This window comes from Streptomyces sp. NPDC030183, from assembly GCF_055573455.1.
In genome coordinates this window covers 84,491-102,641 of the sequence record NZ_JBVIBK010000020.1, presented here as the reverse complement: position 1 = coordinate 102,641, position 18,151 = coordinate 84,491, and the positions used below count along the sequence as shown (strand labels likewise).

Genomic DNA, 18,151 nt, shown 5'->3' with positions numbered 1-18,151 from the left:
AAGAAAGAAAGGCTGGCCGCGTGTCGGACCGATTGAACGGCGAGGAGCGCCCTGGCGGGTTCCCGCTGCTGACCGTGCTCGCCCTGATGGCGGGGATCTTCGCGGTCGGCTCGGAGGAGCTGGTGGTCTCACCGCTGCTCGTGGGGATGGCCGACTCGTTCCGCACCTCCGTGGCCCTCATGGCGCTGTCCGTCACCGTGTACGGCGTCGCGACGGCGGTCGGTGCCCTGATCTTCGCTCCCCTCGGGGACCGCATGTCACGCCGGGTCAGCCTGACGATCGGGATGACGATGTTCGTCCTGGGGACCGTCCTGTGCGCGCTCGCCCCCTCACCGGCCCTGCTGTTCACCGGACGGGCACTGGCCGGTCTGGCGACGGGCGCCTTCGTACCGACGGCCTACGCCTTCGTCGGTGACCAGATCCCCTACCGGCACCGCGGCCGGGCCATGGGGATCATCGTGTCGAGCTGGTCGCTGTCGCTCGTGCTCGGCGTGCCGATGGGATCCTTCGTCGGCGGCTGGGTCGGCTGGCGCTGGACGTTCGGGCTGCTCGCGATCCTCGGTGCCCTCGTGACCCTGGTACTGGTCCGGGCCGGCGGAAGCGGCACCGCCGCCGGCCCGGCAGGCGGGACACCGGACGGAGGGGCAGCCGTCGAGCCGTCGGAGCGCGGCTGGGTCCGGGACGCGGCCCGCGCCTTCCTGGCGCCGCGCGTGCCCACCTACGTCCTCGCCACCTTCCTGAACATGCTGGGCTTCTACGGCATGTACACCTTCCTCGGCAGCGCCCTGCAGTACCGCTTCGGCACGGGCAGCTCCATGACCGGCATCATGATCCTTCTGTACGGTCTGGGCTTCGCGACCAGCTTCCTCACCGGCCGGTGGGCCGACGAGTGGGGCAAGGAGCGCGTCCTCGTCGGGCTGCTGGCGGGGCTCGTACCGGCCCTCGCGCTCATCCCGCAGGCCACGCGCTGGACGCCGCTCCTCGTGGTGTGCCTGTTCCTGTGGGGGGCGATGCAGAGCCTCGTGGTCACCCTGCTGAGCACCCTGCTCAGCGAGTGCTCGCAACAGCACCGAGGCGCGATCCTCGCCTTCTACAGCCTCGCCACCAACCTCGGCGTGGCCATCGGCGCGGCGGTGTTCGGCCCCCTGTTCGCCGCGTACGGATTCGACGCCCTCGGCTGGGTGTGCGCGGCCATCACCCTCGTCGCGTTCGCGCTGACCGGCTGGGCGCACCACAGCCGCGGCGAGCGGACCGCGGAGCAGCGGGCCGACGGGGCCCCGGTTCCCGAGACCGCCGAGGACCGGACCCGGGAAGCGAAGGTCGTGGCCCGTGAGGACTGAGACCGCGCGCAGGCTCCGCGACCTGCCCAGAAGCTCCTTCGCCACGACCGTGGCCAGGATCGACCAGCTCGTCGCCGCGGGCGAGGACGTCGTCAACCTGTGCCAGGGCAACCCCGACCTGCCCACCCCGCCGCACATCGTGGAAGCGCTGCGCAGGGAGGTGCTCGACCCGGCCACCCACCGGTACGGCTCCTTCTCCGGCCTGCTCGAACTCAAGACCGCGATCAGCGGCTGGTACGCGGCCCACCACGGCGTCCGACTGCACCCCGAGACCGAGGTCGCGATCCTGTTCGGCGCCAAGGCGGGCCTGGTGGAGATCAGCCAGTGCTTCCTCGACCCGGGCGACGTGTGCCTGATGCCCGACCCGGCCTTCCCGGACTACTGGGCGGGCGTGGTCCTCGCCCGGGCGGACATGCGCCCCTTGCCGCTGCGCCGGGAGAACGGCTTCCTGCCCGACTACGCCGAGCTGGACCCGGCCACCCGCGCGCAGGCCAAGCTGATGTTCCTGAACTACCCCAACAACCCCACCTCGGTGACGGCCCCGCCGGACTTCTACGCCGAGACCGTCCGCTTCGCCGCCGCACACCAGGTGATCGTGGCGTCCGACTTCGCCTACGGGGCACTGGGCTTCGACGGCGAGCGGCCCGTCTCCTTCCTGGAGACGGACGGGGCGAAGGACGTCGGTGTCGAGTTCGTCTCGCTGTCGAAGATGTTCAACATGGCCGGCTGGCGGATCGGAGCCGTGGTCGGCAACCGCGACGTCATCGCCGCGATCAACCTCCTCCAGGAGCACTACTACGTCTCGCTCCCGCCGTTCATCCAGCGCGCCGCCGTCGCGGCACTCACCGGTCCCCAGGACTGCGTCGACGAGCTGACGGCGGTCTACGAACGACGCCGCGACGTCTTCGTCGCCGGGGTGCGCGACGCCGGATGGCCCATCGACGTGCCCCGGTCGATCTTCGCCTGGCTGCCGATCCCCGGCCGCCAGAAGTCCGCCGAGTTCGCCGACGACCTCCTCACCCGGGCCAAGGTCGCCGTGGCGCCCGGCCACTGGTTCGGCGCGCACGGCGAAGGATACGTACGGGTCAGCCTGCTGGCCCCCGAGGAGCGCCTCCGCGAGGCCGTCGCCCGGCTCGCCGCCTTCTCACGATCCACGGGAGACCCTCTGTGATACGCCACGTCGTCCTGTTCCGGTTCAAGCCGGGGATCGACTGGAACGACCCGCGCGCCGTCGAGGCGGAGCAGTCCACCGCGAAAGTGGGCAGCGAGGTGCCCGGACTCCATGAATGGCACTGCGGACGCAACGTGTCCACCCGGGCCGTCGCCTACGACTTCTACGCCGAGGGGGTCCTGGACGACATCCCGGCCGTCGACCGCTACCTGGACCATCCGTTCCACCGGCGATCGGCCCAGCTCTGGCGAGAGATCGCCGACTGGGTCATCGTCGACGTCGAGACCTGACGCCCCGGTTCGACCAGTGGCCCAGCGCGGTGAGGAGCAGCGCGCACACGCACCAGCTCGCCAGCACGTCGAGCGGCCAGTGGTAGCCCTGGCGCACCAGGCCGGCGCCGACGCCGAGGTTGAGGACGACCGCGCAGGATACGGCGGCGACGCGCGCCGGGGCGCCGCGCAGCACGGGCAGCAGGAGCAGGGCGGCGGCGCCGTACGCGACGGCGGCGGTCGCCGTGTGACCGGACGGGTAGAAGCCCGTGCCCGGGCCCATGACCGGCGGGCCGGGTCGGGCGACCAGCTCCTTCAGCGGGACCACCCAGAGCGGTACGGCCGCCATGAGCGCGGCGGCGCCGGCGGCGGGTCGCCACCAGTGGTCCGTACCGGTGGCACGCGTGCGCCATGCGACGTACACCAGGACGAGCGCGAGCACCGGCACGGCGACCGTGACATTGCCGAGGTCGGCGAGGAACTGCGCGGCGGCGCCGCGCCGCACAAGGGAGCCGCTGAGGCGTTCGTCCGCGCGGGCCAGCGGGCCGTGCGCGACGACCTGCCAGGTGATCAGCGCGAAGAGAAGGCCGGGAAGGCCGAGAAGGAGGACTCCCCGGAGTCCGTGAAGTGCGTGGAGTCCGAGGAGTCCGGCGCGACGGCCGGAGGAAATGGTCGGCCGCTCTCGAACAGGGGGGGTGGTTCGAGAGCGGCCGTCCGGATCGGTGTGCCGCGCGCCCCGGGGGGTTTGGGGCGAGCGGCCATCCGATCGGTGAGGAGATCCGGAGCCGGAAGCTCCGGTTGTGTGCGCGAGGGCACGACCCGGACGAAGCTGGGGAGGCCCCGACCGGGTGTCGCCCACAGTCCCCTGCGGGCGGGGTGTATCTCTCATCTGCTCCGAACCTACGACAGGCAGTGCGGCGGCGACAGGCGAAAACACGACCCGACATGCACTTTGCACACCTTCTTCACGCCGTCCGACGCTTGCCCACAGGCACCGGAATCCGGGGCCGGATTCCGGTTCCGGGAAGCGTGTGACGTCGGAGGCGGACGGGGGGTTCCGTATGCGCGCCGGGGGCTCAGATGCGGGTGAACGCCTGCTCGATGATGTCGAGGCCCTCGTTCAGGAGGTCCTCGCCGATGACCAGCGGCGGCAGGAAGCGCAGCACGTTGCCGTAGGTGCCACAGGTCAGGACCAGCAGGCCCTCCTGGTGGCATGCCTTCGCCAGCGCGGCGGTCGCCTCCGGGTTCGGCTCCTTGGTCGTACGGTCCTTGACCAGCTCGATGGCGATCATGGCGCCGCGGCCCCGGACGTCGCCGATGACGTCGAACTTCTCGGCCATGGCGGTGAGGCGCGACTTCATGATCGCCTCGATGTTCTTGGCCTTGGCGTTGAGGTCGAGCTCCTTCATCGTCTCGATGGAGCCGAGGGCGCCCGCGCAGGCGACCGGGTTGCCTCCGTAGGTGCCGCCGAGGCCGCCCGCGTGGGCGGCGTCCATGATCTCGGCGCGGCCGGTGACCGCGGCGAGCGGGAGACCGCCGGCGATGCCCTTGGCGGTGGTGATCAGGTCGGGGACGATGCCCTCGTCCTCGCAAGCGAACCACTGGCCGGTGCGGCAGAAGCCCGACTGGATCTCGTCGGCGACGAAGACGATGCCGTTGTCGGAGGCGAACTCGCTGATGGCCGGGAGGAAGCCCTTGGCGGGCTCGATGAAGCCGCCCTCGCCGAGGACCGGCTCGATGATGATCGCGGCGACGTTCTCCGCGCCGACCTGCTTGCTGATCTGGTCGATGGCCTGGGCGGCGGCCTCCGGGCCCGCGTTCTCCGGGCCGGTCGGCCAGCGGTAGCCGTAGGCGACGGGCACGCGGTACACCTCGGGGGCGAACGGGCCGAAGCCGTGCTTGTACGGCATGTTCTTGGCGGTGAGCGCCATCGTGAGGTTGGTGCGGCCGTGGTAGCCGTGGTCGAACACGACCACGGCCTGCCGCCTGGTGTACGCACGCGCGATCTTCACGGCGTTCTCGACGGCCTCGGCGCCCGAGTTGAACAGCGCGGACTTCTTGGCGTGGTCGCCCGGGGTCAGCTCGGCGAGGGCCTCGGCGACCGCCACGTAGCCCTCGTACGGGGTGACCATGAAACAGGTGTGCGTGAAGTCCTGGAGCTGGGCGGAGGCCCGGCGGACGACGGCCTCCGCGGAGGCGCCGACGCTGGTCACGGCGATGCCCGAGCCGAAGTCGATCAGCCGGTTGCCGTCCACGTCCTCGATGATCCCGCCGCCCGCGCGCGCGGTGAACACCGGCAGCACGGAGCCCACGCCCGCCGCCACCGCGGCGGTACGACGTGCCTGCAGCTCCTGCGACTTCGGTCCGGGAATGGCGGTGACTACGCGGCGCTCCTGCGGAAGCGGCGGAAGGGCGGTCATGGGAGCTCCCTGGTGATCGTGCGTGGGTACGGCATCGGGCGTACGGGGTGGGGCCGGTGCTCGTGGCGGCCGGCGAGCGCGGGCGTTTTCAGACGCTTGCCTTCTTTTCTCGCAGGCTAGGGCGGGGACCGGGGGCTGGGCATGCTCCATGTGGGCGTTGTCGAGGGTTCGTCTTGTCCGCGTTGGACATGGAGGAACCGTGGGCACGGGTGTGCGTCCCACCGCGGAAATCGGTGAGCCCGGGTGAGTACCCGGCCACGTAAGCGGTGAACTCCCTTTCCGGGAGCGTTAGATTGACTCGCTGATGGTTGACGGAACGGCTGGTCAGGGGGCAAGGCGATGAACAGCGACGGGACGCGGGACGCGCGGGGCACGCATGCGAATCCTGTGCCGCGTCCGGCGGGGTCGCCGGAGATGCCCGCGGTACCTCCGCTGCCTCCCATGCCGACGGGCGTACCGGGAGCGCCGCCCCGGCCCGACGGGAACGCCTTCCTGACCTGGCTGCGGACCCCCCGACCGGACGCGGCGCCCGGCGTCTGGCGGCTCGGCCACCGCCCGCGCCCCGAGGAGGAGCCCGACGTCGTCCCCGGCCGCCAGCTGCTCGGCGGCGCGGTCATCGCCTTCCTCGTCGGCTGGCTGATCTGGTCCCTGCTGTGGAACGGCTACCTCGGCGGTTGGTGGCTGGTGCCGCTGTACGCGATGATCCCGGACTCCTGGGCCCCCGCACACTCGTACTCCGCCGTGGTCCTCAGCTACGTCTGGTACACCGTCGTCGCCCTGGCGATCATGATCGGCGTCGGGCGGCTCGGCCGTTGGGGCGAGGTCTGGCGCCGGTACGGTGCCCCGCGCTTCCGGCAGTCCGAGGAGCGCCAGGTCGTACCGCCGCCCGAGCGGGACCCCGCCGAATGGCCGCAGCTCAGGGAGGCCGGTGCCGTCGAGGTCGCCGACCGGCTCGTGTCCGAGGCCAGGGCCGGGCTCATGCGGGATGTGGATCACGCGCGGATCATGCGGGCGTGGCAGGGGGTGCGCAGTGGGCGGCACAGCATGGCGACGTTCACCGGCGCGGTGCTGAAGGACGGCGCCGCGGCCTGTCTGCACCCCTCGGGGGAGCGGGACCTCCCGGGCCGGCTCGCCCAGCACGACATGGTCACCGGGCAGGTCCGGCTCGGCACGACGGCGGACGACCCCCGCAACCCCTACGCCTACCGCGGCACCGGCCTCGCCCTCGGCCCGGAACTGCTCGGCACGTCCCTGCTGGCCGTCGGGCCCGCCGGATCGGGGAAGACGGGGGGCGTCGTGTGGCCCGTCGCCGAGTCGCTGTGCCTGCACGCGCTGGCCGGCCGGGCCGCCGTCGTGGTCGTGGGCGCGGCGGGCGCGGGCCTCGGTCCGGCCGACGCCTATGACGTCGTCGTCCGCATCGGCAACCCGGAGTCCGTGTACGACCTCGACCTCTACGGGGGCACCACCGACCCCGACGAGGCGGCCGCCGTCCTCGCCGAGGCGCTCGTGGGCGACCTCGCCGACCCGCACCCCGGCGGCGACAGCCGGCGCTCGACCACCGTGCTCGCACAGTTGCTCGGGCCGTTCAGGGCGGTGCACGGGCGGTTCCCGTCGGTGCCGCAGCTGCGGCAGCTGCTGGACGGCGCCCCCGGCCCGCTGGGCGAGCTGCGCAAGGCCCTCCAGGACGCCGGACAGGAGTCGCTCCTGCGGGAGCTGGACGCGCGGGAGCGTCAGCTCGGTCACCCCGGCGACGTCGGCTCCGTCCTGGCCGACCGGGTCGCCCTGCTCGACCGGCCCGCCTTCGCCGGGTTCTTCGACACCTCCGGACAGTCCCGGCCCTTCTCCCTGCGGGCGCTCGACCACCCCGTACGGGTCCGCGTCGACCTCCCCGAGCGCGGCCACGCCGACGCCTCCCGCATCCTGGCCCGGCTGGTGCTCGCGCAGTTCACCGCGAGCGTGGCGGTACGGGAGGACCGTTCGCTGTTCGCGTGCCTGGTGCTGGACGACGCGACGGGCGTCATCACCCCCGAGGCCGTACGCGGCATCCAGCGGCTGCGGTCCACCAACGCCGGCACGGTCCTCACCCTGCGCACCCTCGACGACGTGCCCCGGCCGCTGCGCGGGCCGCTGCTCGGCGCGACCGGCTGCCGCATGGCGCTGTCCGGGATCACCCCGTGGGACGGCCAGGACTTCGCCGAGGTCTGGGGCAAGGAGTGGACCGAGGCACGGGACGTCACCGACCGGCAGATCATCGCGGACTCCCCGGCCGGCAAGGCGTGGCACGCGCTGCGCCGGGTGATCACCGGGTCGGCGCCGACCGCCCGCGCCGTCACCGTGCGACAGGTCGAGCGGGAGCGCTGGTCGGCGTCCGAACTGGCGCACGCCGTGCCGCCCGGCCACGCGGTGCTGTCCCTGACCGACGTCCGGGGCGAGCACGCGCCGCCGCTGCTGGTGAACCTGCGGAACTGAACGACCCGTGCCGGCCGTCGGGGCCGAGAGGGCGCGCGGCGACCGTACGGTGAGGCAGAATCGGCAGAGGCCGTTCATACGTGGCGGCCAAAACGCACCCACGGTGATCGCCGAGACGGAGACGGCCGAGATCCCGATGCCCCGACGCCGGTCCGAACAGTTCTGAAGGCCCCATGCCCCCGACGCTCGCCTCGCTCGTCCACCACTCCTCGCTCAAGCTCACCGTGCGGGCGGCCGGCGACCGCCTGGACGTACCCGTCCGCTGGGCCCATGTCAGCGAACTCGCCGACCCCGTCCCCTACATGGAGGGCGGCGAACTGCTGCTGATCACCGCGCTCAAGCTGGACGCGGAGGATCCGCGGGAGATGCGGCGCTATGTACGGCGGCTGGTGGGAGCGGGAGTCGTCGGGCTCGGCTTCGCCGTCGGGGTGAACTACGAGGAGGTCCCCGAGGCGCTCGTCGAGGCGGCGCAGGCCGAGGGGCTGCCCCTGCTGGAGGTGCCCCGGCGCACGCCCTTCCTCGCCATCAGCAAGGCGGTGTCGGCAGCCATCGCCGCCGACCAGTACCGGGCCGTGACGGCGGGCTTCGCCGCACAGCGCGAACTCACCAAGCAGGCGCTGGGCGCCGGCCCCGAGGGGGTGCTCTCCGCGCTCGCCTCCCAGGTCGACGGCTGGGCCGCGCTGTACGACGCCTCCGGTGCCGTTGTCGCGGCGGCGCCCGAGTGGGCGGAGCGGCGGGCCGGGCGGCTCACCGCCGACGTCGAACGGTTGCGCGACCGGCCCGCCCCGGCCAGCGTGGTCGTCGGCGGCGAGGACCGCGTCGAGCTGCACTCCCTCGGCACCGGGCGCCGGGCCCGCGCCGCGCTCGCCGTCGGCACGGCCGCCGCGCCGGGCACCGCCGAGCGGTACGCCGTGCACTCCGCGATCGCGCTGCTGACGCTGACGACGGAGAAGTCGCGCTCGTTGCACGCCGCCGAGCAGCGGATCGGGGCGGCGGTGCTGCGGATGCTGCTGGCCGGTGAGCCGGACCACGCGCGGACCGTCGCCGGGGATCTGTACGGGGAGCTGCTGGACGCGCCGTTCCGGCTGATCCTGGCGGAGTCGGGCTCGGCGTCGGCGGCCCGGGCACGGGCCGAGGGCACGGTCGGCGGCGGCGCGGCGGTGGCCGGTGGCGGCACGGCAAGCGGTGGCACCGGGGAGAGCGGGCGGTACCGGGCCGCCGCGCCGGTCGCCGCGTCCGCGCACGGTGATCCGCTCGGGCAGCTCGCCGAGGTCGTCGAGGCGGCGGCCGCGCGGGGCGGTGAGGCGGTGCTCGTCGTGCCCGACGGGGAGCGGCTCGTGGTGCTCGCCGTGGACGGGGGTGCGGCGGTGGCCGCGTGCCAGGAGTTCGCGGCGGCGCTGGAGACGGCGCGGGCCGCGCCGGTGCGGGGAACGGGGCCCGCGGGGAGGTCTCCGGCCGGGGGGCCGGGAGCGCCGTCGTCGGCAGTGACCGCTCCGGCCGCAGGGGGTCCGCCCACGGGGGCCGGTGCGCTCGCGGCTGCCGGTTCGGCCAAGGGGCCGGCCTCGGCCTCGGCGTCCGCCCCCTTCACAGAGGAGGCGGACGCCGTCGTCGGTCTCTCCGCGCCGGCCGGGCCCATAGCGGTCTCGGCCGCGTACAAGCAGGCCGAGCAGGCGCTGTCGGTGGCGAGGCGCCGGGGGCGGTGCCTGGTCGAGCACGAGGAGCTGGCGGCCGGGTCCGTGCTGCCGCTGCTCGCGGACGACGCGGTGCGCGCCTTCGCGGACGGCCTGCTCCGCGCGCTGCGGGAGCACGACGCGACGGGGCGGGGAGACCTGGTCGCCTCACTGCGGGCGTGGTTGTCGCGGCACGGGCAGTGGGACGCGGCGGCGGCGGACCTGGGAGTGCATCGGCATACGTTGCGGTACCGCATGCGGCGGGTGGAGGAGATCCTCGGCCGGTCGCTGGACGATCCCGATGTCCGGATGGAGCTGTGGCTGGCGTTGAAGACGACATCAGCGGCGGGCGAGTGACGGAGGCTCCCTCGCCCGCGCCGCCCCTACCCATCCCATCCCGAGGGGCTGCTGCGCCCCTTCGACCCCCGGCTACCGGGGTGACGGCGGGGAGTGGGCCACCAGGGCCCACTCCCCGCCTGCGCATGGTGCGTCGGCGTCAGTCGTTGGTCTGCGCGGCCGGGTACGACGTGTTCCGGCCGTGGTCGGCGCTGGGGCCGGGCGTCCGTCGGGTCGCCGCTCGGCGGCCCCCTTCGTCTGCGGCGAGGAAGAGCACGGCGAACAGCAGCAGGGCCGTGCCGGTGAGGATGATCGCGTTGGGTCGCTCGTCGAAGACCAGGATGCCGATGACCGCCGCGGTGAGCGGCTCGACCAGGGCGACCACGGAGGCCGTGGTCGCCCGTACGGCTCGGAGGCCGACGAAGAACAACGTGTACGCCAGCGCCGTCGGCACCGCTCCCAAGTAGAGGAGCAGGCCCAGGGTCCAGGCCGCACGCTCCATGTCGGGCAGCACGCCCTCCAGCAGAGCCATCGGCAGGAGGCAGACTGTACCCACGGCGAAGCCGGTCACCGTCGCTTCGAACGCTCCACCGGCGTTCTTCCGGCCGGAGAAGCGGCCCAGCAGAGTCACGCCCGCGTAGCCGGCTGCGGAGAGCAGCGCGTACCCGATGCCCAGGAGGGGAGCCGGGCCGGTGTTCCCGTCTGCGCCGCACATCAGCAGCACCAGGCCGATGACGCCGCTCACCACGGCGGCGGTTCCGGCGCCGCCGGTGCGCTCGCTCAGTGTGAGCCGGGCTCCCACGGCGACCAGAACGGGACCTGAGCCCAGGGTCACCATGGTGGCTACGGTCAGTCCGGCCGCTTGCACGGAGGCGAAGTAGGCCGTCTGGTACACGGCCAGGCCGAAGCCTGTGACCAGGGCTCGCCGGGGGTCCGCCGCGTACGTTGCGCGCAGCGAGAGCGCCGTCTCCGACCGCCGGGTCCGCCGGACCAGATGAGCGGTCAGGAGTAGTCCGAGTCCGGTAAGAAATCGCCAGAAGGAAACGGAGATGGGGCCGATCCCCCCGACGTCGTACAGTTCGGCGGCCACAGCACCGCCAGTGCCCCACGCCGTGGCCGCGATCGCGGTGTAGAGAACACCCTGCCGCACAGGCAGGGCAGAAGAGGACTGCAACTGAGGTCTCCTTGAATGGTTGCCGGCACGTTCTCTTCCGTGGGCAACCCACACAGCCATCCCGGCACCTCGGGATGGCTGTGCACGACTGCCCGCCTCAAGCGGCGGGCGGCGGAGGCGTCAGAAACAGCTGCATGTGATCACGCTACCCGGCAACGGGGGCAGCGCCGACGGCGCAGGCGTCCCGGCAGAGGCTGTCCCATGACGCTTCGACGCCGAATCCCGGGGCTCGCGTGATCATGACCGGACATCAAGCGACCCGCTTCCCCACCCTTCGAACGGGTGAACACGTCAATGGTCGTTCGTCATGAAACTCCACGGAAGTTTCGTTTCTCCTCTGGGGTCACCGCTTTTCCTGGCGGAAGCGTCGACGGCGTCAACGCCCGAGGCGGCATAGTGACACGTAGCAGAAAACCGCGTAGCGTAGCGATCCTGGTCGCCTTACATACAGTCAGGAAGCAATGCTGCGAACCGACTTGAGGCACCCGAGGAGATCTTCATGCCTGATGCCGACCCCATGTACCTCCGCAAGCGCTTGAGTTCTCAATTGCAAGCGGCGCGCAAGAAGGCGGGGTATTCGCAGCCCGACGTGGCTGAAGAGATGGTGTGGTCCCTGTCGAAGGTCATGCGGCTGGAGTCGGGGCGGACGAAGATCTCGATCACTGATCTACGAGCCCTGATCGTTTTCTATCGGGTGCCGGAGGAGGAGGCTGCCGATCTACTCGCCGCGGCCCACGAAGCCCGTCGCCAGCCGTGGTGGCAGGAGTACAGCCATATCCTCTCCGAGGGCTTCAAGTCCTATCTCGGTTACGAGGCAGCCGCGTCGGTCGTGCGGAATTTCGAAGTCCTGTTCATTCCGGGACTCCTGCAGACGGAAGAGTACGCTCGCGCGATCCTCGCCCGGTCGGTTGTGCCGCAGAAGGAGGAGCTCCTGGAACTTCGCATGCGGCGTCAGGAGAAGCTGCTGCAGGCTTCCAGCGGAACTGATCTGCGGTTCCTGATCGACGAGGCGGCGCTCAGGCGCGTGGTCGGCAGCCCCGCTGTGATGCGGGCGCAACTCGATCACCTGAGAGAGGTCAGCGCGCTTTCCCACGTGCGGGTCGGCATCGTCCCCTTTGAATCCGGCTTGTATCCGCTGCTGCGCTCCCCGTATGTGATCTTTGAGTTCCCCCATGCACAACAGGACATGGTGGTGTACCTCGAGAACCCTGATGGCAGCGTTATCGTCCGCGACAAAGCCATGGTGGGCGTGCAACGCAGTGTCGAGGACTACCTGGAAGCATTTTGGGAGGTCGAGAACGCGTACGCGAGGCCGGTCGAGGAGTTGTCGGTCACACATGATCCCGTGTAGCGGATCAGTCCAGGCGAAAATCTCCCTGGCCGGACTGGATCGCCGAGAGGAAATACTTCCAACCTGGGGCGCCAATGATCACCAATAACCCATCGGGGCACTTGGAGTCCCGGACGAGGGTGCAGTTGTCGCGTAAGCACACTTCTACGCAATTTGTGATCTCGCTGACGGAGCTTTTGCGCCAGGCACTTACCGGATCCGACAACGCCATCCTCCCCCTGCCCGCCACGCATGTTCGGGCTTGCTCACGCAGTATGACGTCACGCAACGCCGCTGCCAAGGCCGCTCAATAGCCATCAGTCCACAAAGACCCGAGGAGGAGCCCACGCGGCGAAATCGTGATGCGCACCCAGGCGCGATAGGCAAGACCATTACCGGTCATAAACAAGCGCGCATGCGCGAGTTTTGTGAGGAGGAGTTCCCGGCTCGGCCGGCACAGCTCGAAACCGAGAACTCCTCCATGTGAAGCACCTTCTCGCAGTGAACGGACGAAGGAAGCCTCATGGCAGATAGTAGCCCGATCCACGACGACGGCCAGATCGTCACCGGCCTGCTCGCCGGGTCGCCGTTGATCCACCAGCGGACCGTTTCGATCTCGCTGATAGGGAGGGGGCGGCCCTGATGACACCACCGCCTTCCTCCATGCCGCCGCACCGCGCCCTGATGGTTCTCATCGCACTCCTCGCCGGCTTGGCCTTCGCCTTCGCCGCAGCCCTGGTCGCCGGTGCGATGCACGCCGAACCCCGCGACATCGTCCAGTGGGGCGGTGGGACCTTCGTCGCGGTCACCCTGCTCGTCCTGGAGATCAACCGAGCACTGCGTTAGCGCCAGGCGCCGACGTCCTGCCGTGCTGGGTCCCCCCGGTCGAGGCGGCCGTCGCCATCGGCGTCGGCCGCCGTCGTGGTCCGTACCGCGCGGGCCGCGGTCACCGCTGGGCACGTGTGCGCCGCCAAGACGGTCCGGCGCCCGGCTCTGCCCCCACCACCACCGCACCAAAGCGGAGCAACCCCCCGCCCCACTCATACGCGCCGGACAAACGACCCCTCGCCTCCCCGGCCCTACCGTGGAGGCGAGAAGAGGCTGTACAGAGACGCACCGAAGGGCCGGGAACGACTATGACCGCCACGCATGCCTTCTGGCTCGCCGGCCGCGAGGCCACCGGTGAGACCACGTTCGATGTCACGTCGCCGTGGGACGACCGCCTCGTCGGCACGGTGAGCGTGCCGACGGACGCGCAGGTCGAGGAGGCGGTGGCCGCCGCGTACGCCGTGCGGGACGAGTTCGCCGCGACCCCGGCGCACGTACGGGCCGCCGCGCTGGACCATGTCAGCCGGCGTCTGGCCGAGCGGACCGAGGAGATCGCGCAGCTGATCTCCGCCGAGAACGGCAAGCCCATCAAGTGGGCCCGCGGCGAGGTCGGCCGTGCCGTGTCGGTGTTCCGGTTCGCGGCGGAGGAGGCCCGCCGGTTCAACGGCGGTGAGGCGCAGCGCCTCGACACCGACCTGGGCGGTCAGGGACGGCTCGCCGTCACGCGCCGCTTCCCCAAGGGCGTCGTCCTCGGCATCGCGCCGTTCAACTTCCCGCTCAACCTCTGCGCCCACAAGATCGCCCCGGCGATCGCGGCGGGTGTGCCGATCATCCTGAAGCCCGCCCCGGCCACCCCGCTCTCCGGTCTCGTCATCGGTGAGCTGCTGGCCGAGAGCGAGCTGCCCGCCGGCTCGTGGAGCATCCTCCCCGTCGCCAACGACCGGATGCCGGCCCTCGTCCAGGACGAGCGGCTGCCGGTGATCTCCTTCACCGGTTCCGAGAAGGTCGGCTACGCGATCATGGACTCGGTGCCGCGCAAGCACTGCACGCTGGAGCTGGGGGGCAACGGCGCGGCGGTCGTGCTGGCCGACTACGCCTCCGACGAGGACCTCGACTGGGCCGCGAACCGCATCGCCACGTTCTCCAACTACCAGGGCGGCCAGTCCTGCATCTCGGTGCAGCGGGTGATCGCGGACGCGTCCGTGTACGACCGGTTGCTGCCGCGGATCGTGGCCGCGGTCGACGCCCAGGTCACCGGCGACCCGTCCGACGCCGCCACCGACGTCGGTCCGCTGGTCAGCGAGGACGCCGCCAAGCGGGTCGAGACGTGGGTCCAGGAGGCCGTCGACGCGGGCGCCACCCTCCTCACCGGTGGCAAGCGCGACGGCGCCTCGTACGCGCCGACCGTCCTCACCGACGTCCCCGCCGACGTCACGATCTCCTGCGAGGAGGTCTTCGGTCCCGTCCTCACCGTCCAGAAGGTGCACGGAGAGGCCGAGGCGTTCGCCGCCGTCAACGACTCCAAGTACGGCCTCCAGGCGGGCGTCTTCACCCACGACCTGCAGACCGCCTTCCGCGCCCACCGCGCACTGGAGGTCGGCGGCGTGGTCGTCGGCGACGTCCCGTCCTACCGCGCCGACCAGATGCCGTACGGCGGCGCCAAGCAGTCCGGCGTCGGCCGCGAGGGCGTGCGCTACGCGATGGACGACTACACGTACGAGCGGGTGCTGGTGCTCACCGGCCTCCAGCTCTGAGCCGCCACGGAAGCCCATAGGTCCACGGAAGTCCCCAGAGGGAAGTCCCCGGACGGTGAAGCCGGTGACTTCCATGCCTAGCTTCTGACAATCGTTTTCAGGTAGTCTGGGGTCAGATCCCGGGATGAAGGGGCCCGGCACCGATGCCTTCCGGTGCCGGGCCCCTTCTGTGTCGGCTTGTTTCCGGACCCTCAACCGGAGAAGCCGACGCGCGCGAGCCGCAGAAGGCCGCGCAGCTCGAGGTGGACGTCATGGACGCCGGCGGCGGAGACGGGGGCCCGGAGGGTCGTGTACGTGTACGGGTCCGCGGTCGGGGTGCCCAGCGTCAGGGTCGCCAGCACCGGGCCGCCGACGAGCGAGATCTCGACGCTCCCCTCGCCCGCCACGTCGACCGACACCCCGGTGACACCGGGGCCGAAGTCGCAGCGGCTGAAGGTCAGTTCGCCCGAGGCGCCGCCCCGAGGGGTCACCGCGTCGCCCGACACCTTCGTGAGATCGACGATCTCCGTGTCCCGCTGCTCGTCGAAGTCCGCCGCGTTCAGGCCCCGTTCGCGCACCGGGCGCGGGGCGAGCGGCTCGCCCTCGACCGTGACCGTCGCACGGAGGCGGACGTCCTCGCTGGACGCGCCGACCAGCACCTCGTACGCACCCGGCTCCAGCCGCCAGGTGCCGTGTGCCACGTCCCAGAACTCCAGGACGGACAGCGGCAGCCGGAAGGTCAGCTCCGTCGCCGCGCCGGGCGCGAGGGTGACCCGGCGGTGGCCGGCCAGTTCGCGGCGCGGACGCGGGACCGAGGGGTTCACCGCGCGGAGGTAGAGCTGGGCGACCTCGTCGGCGGTCACCCCGCTCGTGTTGGTGACCGTGAAGGACACCGTCAGCTCACCCCCGCCGCCGGTCTGCCCCTGGTCCACCCGGGCGTCGAGGTTCCCGTACGCGAACTCGCCGTACGACAGGCCGTGGCCGAACGGGAACAGCGGCTCGCCCTCGAAGTAGAGGTACGTCTGGCGGGCGCCGATCACGTCGTAGTCGAGGAGGTCGGGCAGGTCCGCGTCGGAGGCGTACCAGGTCTGCGGGAGGCGGCCGGCGGGGGAGACGTCACCGGCGAGGACGCGGGCCAGGGCGGTGCCCGCGGCCTGGCCGCCGTGCGCGGTCCACAGGGCGGCGGCGGCATCGGCCGGGTCGACGGCGTACGGGTAGGCCGAGACCAGGACCAGGACCGTGTTCGGGTTGGCGGCACGGGCCGCGCGCAGCAGGCGTTCCTGGTGGGCGGGGAGGGCCAGCGTCGTGCGGTCCTCGGTCTCCCGGCCGTTGATGTGCGGGTCGTTGCCCGCGACCACGACGACCACGTCGGCCGCGGCGGCGGCCTCCGTCACCGCGTCCTCGCCCGGCTGGACCACGAGGAGTTCGAAGACGGCCGGATCCTCGTCGGCAACCTTCACTCCGTCGGCGGCGACAGTCACGTACCGGCCTGTCCCCGTGTGCTTGAGGAGGTGACCGTTCTCGTGAGGTTCCAGGCGGAACGTCTCCTGGACCACCCAGCCGCCCGGCTGGTCGGCCGCGGCCCGGACCCGGCCGTCCTCGGCGACGGAGAGGTAACGGCCGTCCGGGGCACGGAAGGTGAGGAGGCCGTCGCCCCAGTCGACCAGGGCGAGCTCGGTGCCGTCCTGGCCGGTGGTGAGCGGGGGCAGATCCGTACGGCCGGCGAGGAGCGCCGGGTCGATGGCGCCCTCCGCGCCGCGCACCTGATCGGCGGCGCCGGCCGAGTCGGGGACGGTCAGGTACGTACCGTCCGCCATGCGCAGCTTCACCCGGTCCACGCCCTCCGCGAACGTCACGCGCTCGGCGCCGAACCGCTCGTAGAGGCCGTCCAGCGGCGTCGAGCGGTGGATGAGGGTGCCGCTGTACCAGTCGAGCTTGCACTCGTCGGCGAGGAGGCCGACGACGGCGACCCGGGTGTCCTCGGCGAGCGGCAGCAGACCGCCGTCGTTCTTCAGCAGCACGATCGCCTGCTCGGCGGCCTCCCGGGCGAGGTCACGGTGCGCCGGGGTGTCGAAGTCCTTGGTGTCGGCGTACGGGTCGGCCTCCGGGTCGAACTCGCCGAGCCGGAAGCGGACGGAGAGCTGGCGGCGGACCGCCTCGTCGATGTCGTCCTGCGTCAGCAGGCCCTGGTCGAGGGCGCGCCGGATGCGTCCGGTCATCGTCGAGCTGTCGGTGCCGTGGTCGGTGAAGCTGTCGACTCCGGCACGCAGCGAGGCGGCGGTGGCCTCCTCGTGGGTGTCGAAGTAGTGCTCGGTGTCGACCAGGTTCGACGGGGCGCTGGCGTCCGAGCAGACCAGGAGGTGCTCGTCGGTCCAGGTGCGCAGATGCTCGGCCAGATAGGGCGAGACATGGTTGGGGCGGCCGTTGACCAGGTTGTACGCGGGCATGACGCCGGCGACCGCGCCCGCCTCGACGGCCGCGCGGAAGGCCCGCAGATCGTACTCTTGCAGGACGCGCGGGCGGACCGAGGAGGACGTCTCGGAGCGGTCGGTCTCGTTGTTGTGGGCCAGCCAGTGCTTGAGGACGGGCGCGGTGCGCCAGTACGTGGGGTGGTCGCCGCGCAGACCCCGGGTGTACGCGGTCGCGATCGCCGAGGTCAGCCTCGGGTCCTCGGAGTAGCCCTCCTCGTTGCGGCCCCACAGCGGGTGGCGCAGGAGGTTCACCGTCGGGGACCAGACGTTGAGGCCGACGCGGTCGTCGCGGGCCCGCATGGCGCGGACCTCGGTGGACACCGCCTCGCCGACCCGGCGGACGAGGTCCTCGTTCCAGGTCGCGCCGAGGCCGACGGCCTGCGGGAACACCGTCGCCGGACCCATCCACGCGACCCCGTGCAGGGCCTCCTGGCCGGTGCGGAACGAGGCGACGCCCAGCCGGTCGACGGCGGGCGTGAACTGGTGCAGGAAGCTGATCCGCTCGTCCGCGGTCAGCCGCTGGAGCAGGTCGTCGATGCGCTTCGCGACCGGAAGCTGCGGATCACGGAACGGCGGCATGGGCGGCGTCTGAGCGGTCACCTGAGGATCCCTTTGTGATGGAGCGGCAAGACCTTTCGAAGCGCTTCGATGCTCATTCGACCGTGGGGTGGGTGTCAAGAGACCAAGGCGCAACAGATCCGTTTCCTCGCCGTCATCCGGGGGGCGTTCGAGGCGCGCACCAGTTGTCCATACCTCCGGGGAATCTGCGAATCGACCCTTGTGCGCCCCCGGTCGTTCACTTAACCTCGCAGCAACATCGAAGCGCTTCGACTGTGGAGGGAACGCTTCGCCTGCCTACCCCTCCCTCCGCCGGTCATGGGTTCCATCGCTTCAGCACAGCCAGTTCCACTCAAGACACCGCAGCCGACGGCCACCGCCG

13 protein-coding genes are annotated in these 18,151 nt (G+C 71.5%); 8 read left to right on the top strand and 5 right to left on the bottom strand.

Annotation, left to right across the window (positions count from 1 at the left end):
* The first annotated feature begins 20 nt into the window (after positions 1 to 20).
* Genes ACZ4Z2_RS24200 through ACZ4Z2_RS24190 form a run of 3 tightly spaced genes read left to right on the top strand, consistent with a single transcriptional unit; the run spans position 21 to position 2,801 of the window.
* A complete protein-coding gene (locus ACZ4Z2_RS24200; protein ID WP_468078739.1) occupies positions 21 to 1,340 on the top strand; it encodes an MFS transporter in 1,320 nt (439 codons plus the stop codon).
* Positions 1,330 to 2,511 (top strand): aminotransferase class I/II-fold pyridoxal phosphate-dependent enzyme, encoded by a 1,182-nt coding sequence (locus ACZ4Z2_RS24195; protein ID WP_468078738.1) that lies wholly within the window; start codon positions 1,330 to 1,332, stop codon positions 2,509 to 2,511. The genes ACZ4Z2_RS24200 and ACZ4Z2_RS24195 overlap by 11 nt, the downstream gene beginning before the upstream one ends.
* Positions 2,508 to 2,801 carry a Dabb family protein gene (locus ACZ4Z2_RS24190; RefSeq protein ID WP_468078737.1) on the top strand — a complete coding sequence of 98 codons (294 nt, stop codon included), beginning with the start codon at positions 2,508 to 2,510 and terminating at the stop codon, positions 2,799 to 2,801. The genes ACZ4Z2_RS24195 and ACZ4Z2_RS24190 overlap by 4 nt, the downstream gene beginning before the upstream one ends.
* Here ACZ4Z2_RS24190 and ACZ4Z2_RS24185 read toward each other — a convergent pair.
* Together ACZ4Z2_RS24185 and gabT are read right to left on the bottom strand one after the other, a co-directional pair.
* Positions 2,779 to 3,639, bottom strand: coding sequence for a phosphatase PAP2 family protein (locus ACZ4Z2_RS24185; protein ID WP_468078812.1), 861 nt, complete (start codon positions 3,637 to 3,639; stop codon positions 2,779 to 2,781). The genes ACZ4Z2_RS24190 and ACZ4Z2_RS24185 overlap by 23 nt on opposite strands.
* Before the next feature lie 217 nt (positions 3,640 to 3,856).
* Positions 3,857 to 5,200, bottom strand: coding sequence for a 4-aminobutyrate--2-oxoglutarate transaminase (gene gabT, locus ACZ4Z2_RS24180; RefSeq protein ID WP_468078736.1), 1,344 nt, complete (start codon positions 5,198 to 5,200; stop codon positions 3,857 to 3,859).
* A 339-nt stretch (positions 5,201 to 5,539) separates the two neighbouring features.
* On the opposite strand from gabT, the gene ACZ4Z2_RS24175 reads away from it, so the two are divergent.
* Positions 5,540 to 7,669, top strand: coding sequence for an ATP-binding protein (locus ACZ4Z2_RS24175; RefSeq protein WP_468078735.1), 2,130 nt, complete (start codon positions 5,540 to 5,542; stop codon positions 7,667 to 7,669).
* Between the two features lie 173 nt (positions 7,670 to 7,842).
* Positions 7,843 to 9,696 (top strand): PucR family transcriptional regulator, encoded by a 1,854-nt coding sequence (locus tag ACZ4Z2_RS24170; protein ID WP_468078734.1) that lies wholly within the window; start codon positions 7,843 to 7,845, stop codon positions 9,694 to 9,696.
* 139 nt (positions 9,697 to 9,835) lie between these two features.
* On the opposite strand, the gene ACZ4Z2_RS24165 is transcribed toward ACZ4Z2_RS24170, so the two are convergent.
* Positions 9,836 to 10,849 carry a DMT family transporter gene (locus ACZ4Z2_RS24165; RefSeq protein ID WP_468078733.1) on the bottom strand — a complete coding sequence of 338 codons (1,014 nt, stop codon included), beginning with the start codon at positions 10,847 to 10,849 and terminating at the stop codon, positions 9,836 to 9,838.
* Between the two features lie 499 nt (positions 10,850 to 11,348).
* Between ACZ4Z2_RS24165 and ACZ4Z2_RS24160 the strand changes: the two genes are divergently transcribed.
* Positions 11,349 to 12,200 (top strand): helix-turn-helix domain-containing protein, encoded by an 852-nt coding sequence (locus tag ACZ4Z2_RS24160; RefSeq protein ID WP_468078732.1) that lies wholly within the window; start codon positions 11,349 to 11,351, stop codon positions 12,198 to 12,200.
* A 4-nt stretch (positions 12,201 to 12,204) separates the two neighbouring features.
* On the opposite strand, the gene ACZ4Z2_RS24155 is transcribed toward ACZ4Z2_RS24160, so the two are convergent.
* Complete coding sequence (locus ACZ4Z2_RS24155; RefSeq protein WP_468078731.1) at positions 12,205 to 12,411, bottom strand: DUF397 domain-containing protein; 207 nt, start codon at positions 12,409 to 12,411, stop codon at positions 12,205 to 12,207.
* A 410-nt stretch (positions 12,412 to 12,821) separates the two neighbouring features.
* Between ACZ4Z2_RS24155 and ACZ4Z2_RS24150 the strand changes: the two genes are divergently transcribed.
* Entirely contained in the window at positions 12,822 to 13,025 is a 204-nt protein-coding gene (locus ACZ4Z2_RS24150; RefSeq protein WP_468078730.1) for a hypothetical protein, read from the top strand.
* 290 nt (positions 13,026 to 13,315) lie between these two features.
* Positions 13,316 to 14,761: an aldehyde dehydrogenase family protein gene (locus tag ACZ4Z2_RS24145; protein WP_468078729.1), complete on the top strand. Its 1,446-nt coding sequence runs from the start codon at positions 13,316 to 13,318 to the stop codon at positions 14,759 to 14,761.
* 191 nt (positions 14,762 to 14,952) lie between these two features.
* Here ACZ4Z2_RS24145 and ACZ4Z2_RS24140 read toward each other — a convergent pair whose 3' ends face one another.
* Complete coding sequence (locus tag ACZ4Z2_RS24140; protein ID WP_468078728.1) at positions 14,953 to 17,811, bottom strand: glycoside hydrolase family 3 C-terminal domain-containing protein; 2,859 nt, start codon at positions 17,809 to 17,811, stop codon at positions 14,953 to 14,955.
* Positions 17,812 to 18,151: the final 340 nt, after the last annotated feature.